Raw genomic sequence first — 4,788 nt, forward strand, 5'->3', positions numbered from 1 at the left:
GGTCGTGCCAGGAGGTGGTGAGGCATGGACCGCGCTCCCCAGCATTGCCGCGGAGAGCCGAGCATGCCACAGATCGTGGTCTTCAGGCTTGCTCTACGTGCTGGCCGCTAGATGTGACTGAAACCGTAGGCAATGAGCACAGGGGAGAACGACACCGGACGAAGAAGCGACGGGCGATCCTACAGCGGGAGAGGAGGGGACTGTGCACCGGAGCCGATCGCTGACGCGCTGGCACTATTGCCGAAGGCCGAAGCCACACATACAGCACTACCGCCCAACGCCTGAATTAGCAGCGCCGCGAAGCGGCGTCGGCTTGGAAGAGTTGTTAGTCACTGAGTGATGGCACCAGCGTGTCACATTCACCGAGATCAATCTCCGGGCGCTCCGACCATTTTAGTTGCGTCACAGGACCAAAATAGATGTGGTAACAGCCACCTCCAACCCGCAAGCCGTCCGGGCTCATGGTGCAGGTGACCAAGCAATCCGCCGCTCTGGTGCAATTCCTGGAGAGTAGCTGAACCACACACTGCTCCTGCTTGTTCAAGACGCGACGGGGTTGCGCCTTGCAGGCATTGAAGTGACTGATATCACCAAAGTCTTGAGGAGGCGATGGAATTGAGATCTCAGGATTGACGGTGCCGTAGGATATGCCCCCTTCTTGGACTTGGCATCCGCCAAGGAAAGCCAAAACCGCGAACAAGAGAAGAGTAGGTCTCACGTGTCTAATACCCGAATTAAGTCGACCGGCGAAGCGGATTCGGCTTAAAAGAATTGTTATACGTCCTTGCGAACACCAACTCCGCGACGAACAGATTTGGAACCCAGCAAAGCCAGGCAATGACGGGATAGGCAAGCTCAAATGAAATGCCAGCGATCATCGAGGAGGGCAGATAGATACGCAAGGTAACGGCAGCAAGTGTGAGCGAGACATTGCGGACGACCCACTTGCGGTGCTCCTGTACAGCACCTCTCCGAATTGCTTGGAAAGCGCGTAGGCCCGTAAGTAGCCAGCAAACAGCAAGACAGGCAAAGCCTATCTTTGCGACCAGGCCGCCGAACGCAAATACCGACATGTACAAGCCGGAAAGACCACCTAGAAGAACCCCAACAACGAGGTAAGTGCGGCCCATGATGCGGTGCAGCCTTGGGCGACTGCTTCGGAGCCGGTTTGAGAACTGAAACGGGCTAAGCGACAGAGCAACAAGAGACGCAAACACATGCGTATAGATGCCCGCCTTATGAGCAAGGAAGTTGAGCTTCATGTCGGGATGAACCAGAGACCCCAACGGCATAAAGCCATAAGCGAAGACAGCGTAGGCGGCGACGCCGAGAGCGAGAAAGTAGAACCAGATCGTACCGAATAATTTCAAGGGCATATAACGCCTGAGTTACGCCACGCCGCAAAGCGGTATCGGCTTGAATGTATTGTTAGGCGTCGCCCGCATTGCCCGGAAGCACGTGCTGACAGTAGCGCCACTCATGAACGGCCTGATCGTCTATGTACGTATCTGGCTTTGGCAAGAAGGCCACGAAGCAGCCCTCAATGCCAAGCTCGATAGCTGAAGCATGGGCGTACTCCGCGCCGACGGAACTCCACAGATAGAGGGCAATCCCCTGAGCGTGCAGCTCGCGAACCCGAGCGACAACCGGAGGCATCGGGATGCGCTTAGTGCCTGCAGAACGGATTAGCGTGTCATCGACGTCTACAAACACGATGCGTTGTCTCATGTGGCACCTAACGTCCGATTTAAGGGGCTGGCCGCGAGCCCGGTCCCCTTGACGTAGTAGGTAGGCCTGCGGTTAGTCAAAAAATACTCCAGGATTCATTTGCTGGGCGAGAACCATGTGATGTGGTGACGCTCAGCCAGAATTCTGGCCTGCTCACGCCAGATCGCGTGAACACTTCCCCTCTGCAATGGACCACGTGAAGCAATGAACTCTTTAGCCTCCATCGCTGTCGCTTCAATAGTATGTGCCATGGCGGGGTCGGACTCGATTGGATCGCGCAAGACCGATGAACGCTTAGGGCGCATGCGACATGCCTCGAGAACTCGCTCTCGAAGGATTGGCTCCATTCGCTCCAGGATTTCTCTGGCTTTCGCAATAGGGCATCCCGTTGCTTTATAAAAGGCGAAGGCGTCTTCGATCGTAACGGAATCCATGATGAGGGACCTAAGGCTGGAACTAAGCCGCGTGCCGTAGGCACGTCGTCCTGATTGACTGGTCTGGCCGGGATGGCCCCGCGGAACCAGCGCGGCGGACTAAGGCGCCGACGTCGGTTTTGTCTGGTGCTGCGTCCGATGCGGGGCTTGCCACGTTGGCCCTTCCGATGAGGTGACCTGCCAAGTGTCAGTCGGCGAGGTGGTGGATGCAAGCGGAACACCAACACCAAGCCGATGCCAGGCGCTTAACGTTTGACTTAGGCGGCGCCGTCAGGCGGACGCTTGAAGGAGGGGTCAGGCATAGTGCTTCCCATCCTTGGCTGACACTGTTTCGCTTACCTCAGAGACGGAGTTGTCTGCTTCCACTCGTCCCCAAACGATTGAGTTCGGAATACGAAGGTGCGGCGACACCAATTCCAAAGGCAGTTCGTCAATGAAAAGGTCAAAGAGCATCACTGCCCCCTTGGGGGCGAGAGGAGGAATCGGTTCAACCTTCAAGGTGCCGGCTCGCAGAAACCCGATCACTTTGAACCTGTACCAGTTGGACACTTGTCGTTCTCCTGAAGCCTAACGTCTGAATCAAGCTGAGCCGAGCCGACCCGCGAAGCGGCTTCGGCTTGAATGAATTGCTAGGCGGCGTGTGGGAGCAATGACTATCCACCGAACACATCATCTCGGATCTTCTTGAGTCTACACACGACTTCGGCGTTGGAGGCACAGTCGTCGGCGGTCAGGTCCAAGAACTGCTCAGCGGAAATGTAGGAGCGCTCAATCGCATCAGTCAACTGGAATTGAAACTCTGCGATAAGTGCCTTTTTATCGGACGCTAAGGACTCATCCTGTGCCATTGACCGCAGCTCTCGAGTTTCATACCACTCCATATGACAGAAATCTCGAAGAAAGAGTCGAAGTGTCTCTGGGATGTCTCTCATGACCGTCTCAAGCCGCCCAACACAAGAATTAAGTCAATTCGCAAAGGGGGGCGCCTGAATGAATTGTTAGGCCCATCCCTCAGCGCTTGAAGGAGTTCCTGCCTGAAGCCTTGGATACGGTCAGCAATTCTTTTGTGTGTGAAAAAGCGGAAATGACCACTATATAACAAGATTCGGACCATTGTCAGCCACTGAGATATCCGCATTATGTGATATGCCATTTAGGGCGGCAGTGCCTAGCTCAAATGATCGGTCGTACCTCTCCACACAACCGCTGCGTATTAGGTCAATTCCAATTTTATTGAATTTTATGAAGTTAAAAATCTCGGGACGGTCTGATCCTAGCAGCTACCCAATGGTCCTTTGAATTTCCAGATGCGCGTCGGGCTGATCCCGGGGAGCCTGAAACACGAGAACAGAATCCATAATGGAAAGCCAGTAGTCGGCCTTCGGGTACGAAGTGTCTTTTACCAGCATGGCTAGAGCGGATAGTGCCCGTGCTGCGCCCCGAGCAGGAGATCCTCATCTTGGCTGTCAAACAGCAAGTCCTCGTCGTATGCCCAAGCCAATATTGCAGCTTCATCTATCGGGCCATCGTGTATAAGTTCGGTCATGGGCCTAACGCCTGAATTAAGCTGACCCGCGAAGCGGGTTCGGCTTGAATGAATTGTTCGGCAGCCTACGAGACACGTGGGATGCCCGGGCGACGGTCATTGCAGCTCTCGCCGATTGCGATAAGCTCCAAGAGCATTGAAAACTCTGAGGCCATGGCAAGGTTGGCGCGAGCCTCTGGAATGTACTCCGCGCGGCTCTCAATGGTTTGAGCGGCGGAAAGCAGGCAGCTAATCACTTGCTTTGAGACCACATGCTCCGCTTTGATGAGTTCGGCCTTCTCGCACAGGTAGGCTTTAAGGGCGTCGAAGGCCCGTTTGTCGAAGGTCTCAGCAGCGATGAGCTTGCCTATCGCCCGTTCCTGAAGTTCTTGAAGATGGAAGTCGAAGTTGTGGGTTGTCATGTGGCTCGCGAATGCTAGGTGCCGCCTAACACGTGAATTAAGCCACGCTGCGAAGTGACGTCGGCTTGGACGGATTGTTAGGCGCCGGGCCGACAGAAAGTCGACGCCTGCTGTTGGGTTGGATGCCAAACGATATGGTAGTACTCATTAGACACATCGCGACTAATCAGCGCCAGAGCCAGGACGTCCTCTGATTGTCCTGGGTCAACGGCGATACCAATAGTGACCTGATAAAAGATGTCTTGAGCAGGCACGAAGCCGACAATCTGTTCCCACGCTGGGCCGGGGTAGTTACCAGCAACAAATAGGGATTTGCCTGCTGCAGCCTTCATTTCATTGAACCGCTGCTGGGGCAAATTTGCTTCAGCTTGATCGTAGATTAGCTGCTCGGCCATCTGCATGACCGCATTAATCCCATGTCGCTTCGGAGGGTTGGTCATCGTCGCTGGCGCCTAGAGCTGGAAATAAGCCGCGTGCCATAGGCGCGTCGTCCTGACTGAATGGTTTGGCAGGGGTGGCCCAACGGAACTAGTGGGGCGGGCTGGGGCGCCGACGTCCGTGCTGTCTGGTGCTGGGTCGGATGTAGGGCTTGCCACGTTGGCACTTCCGATGAGGTGTCCTGCCAAGTGTCAGCCCGAGATGTGGTGGATGCAAGCGGAATGTCGACTCCCCGTAATTC

6 protein-coding genes are annotated in these 4,788 nt (G+C 55.3%); all 6 read right to left on the bottom strand.

What is annotated here, in order from left to right; all coding sequences use genetic code 11:
* Positions 1 to 734 precede the first annotated feature (734 nt).
* The 6 genes from Y887_RS10075 to Y887_RS10095 all read right to left on the bottom strand — a co-directional run bounded on the left by Y887_RS10075 (position 735) and on the right by Y887_RS10095 (position 4,549).
* The gene (locus tag Y887_RS10075) at positions 735 to 1,376 is read right to left on the bottom strand and encodes a DUF2306 domain-containing protein (RefSeq protein ID WP_046964201.1); all 642 of its coding nucleotides are present in this window, start codon (positions 1,374 to 1,376) and stop codon (positions 735 to 737) included.
* Between the two features lie 52 nt (positions 1,377 to 1,428).
* Positions 1,429 to 1,728: a DUF705 domain-containing protein gene (locus Y887_RS10080; RefSeq protein ID WP_046964202.1), complete on the bottom strand. Its 300-nt coding sequence runs from the start codon at positions 1,726 to 1,728 to the stop codon at positions 1,429 to 1,431.
* A gap of 95 nt (positions 1,729 to 1,823) precedes the next feature.
* Positions 1,824 to 2,162 (bottom strand): hypothetical protein, encoded by a 339-nt coding sequence (locus tag Y887_RS20250; RefSeq protein ID WP_146093461.1) that lies wholly within the window; start codon positions 2,160 to 2,162, stop codon positions 1,824 to 1,826.
* 294 nt (positions 2,163 to 2,456) lie between these two features.
* Entirely contained in the window at positions 2,457 to 2,711 is a 255-nt protein-coding gene (locus Y887_RS20255) for a hypothetical protein (RefSeq protein WP_104612503.1), read from the bottom strand.
* A 1,062-nt stretch (positions 2,712 to 3,773) separates the two neighbouring features.
* Positions 3,774 to 4,109 carry a hypothetical protein gene (locus tag Y887_RS10090; RefSeq protein WP_046964204.1) on the bottom strand — a complete coding sequence of 112 codons (336 nt, stop codon included), beginning with the start codon at positions 4,107 to 4,109 and terminating at the stop codon, positions 3,774 to 3,776.
* A 77-nt stretch (positions 4,110 to 4,186) separates the two neighbouring features.
* Positions 4,187 to 4,549 carry a DUF440 family protein gene (locus Y887_RS10095; protein ID WP_146093460.1) on the bottom strand — a complete coding sequence of 121 codons (363 nt, stop codon included), beginning with the start codon at positions 4,547 to 4,549 and terminating at the stop codon, positions 4,187 to 4,189.
* Between the last annotated feature and the right edge of the window lie 239 nt (positions 4,550 to 4,788).

The sequence above is a fragment of the Xanthomonas pisi DSM 18956 genome (assembly GCF_001010415.1).
Classification (GTDB): Bacteria; Pseudomonadota; Gammaproteobacteria; order Xanthomonadales; family Xanthomonadaceae; genus Xanthomonas; species Xanthomonas pisi.

What these genes read in the sequence shown, in the direction of transcription:
- Y887_RS10075 (WP_046964201.1), bottom strand. Translation starts at nt 1,376, where the DNA reads ATGCCCTTGAAATTATTCGGTACGATCTGGTTCTACTTTCTCGCTCTC.
- Y887_RS10080 (WP_046964202.1), bottom strand. Translation starts at nt 1,728, where the DNA reads ATGAGACAACGCATCGTGTTTGTAGACGTCGATGACACGCTAATCCGT.
- Y887_RS20250 (WP_146093461.1), bottom strand. Translation starts at nt 2,162, where the DNA reads ATGGATTCCGTTACGATCGAAGACGCCTTCGCCTTTTATAAAGCAACG.
- Y887_RS10090 (WP_046964204.1), bottom strand. Translation starts at nt 4,109, where the DNA reads ATGACAACCCACAACTTCGACTTCCATCTTCAAGAACTTCAGGAACGG.
- Y887_RS10095 (WP_146093460.1), bottom strand. Translation starts at nt 4,549, where the DNA reads ATGACCAACCCTCCGAAGCGACATGGGATTAATGCGGTCATGCAGATG.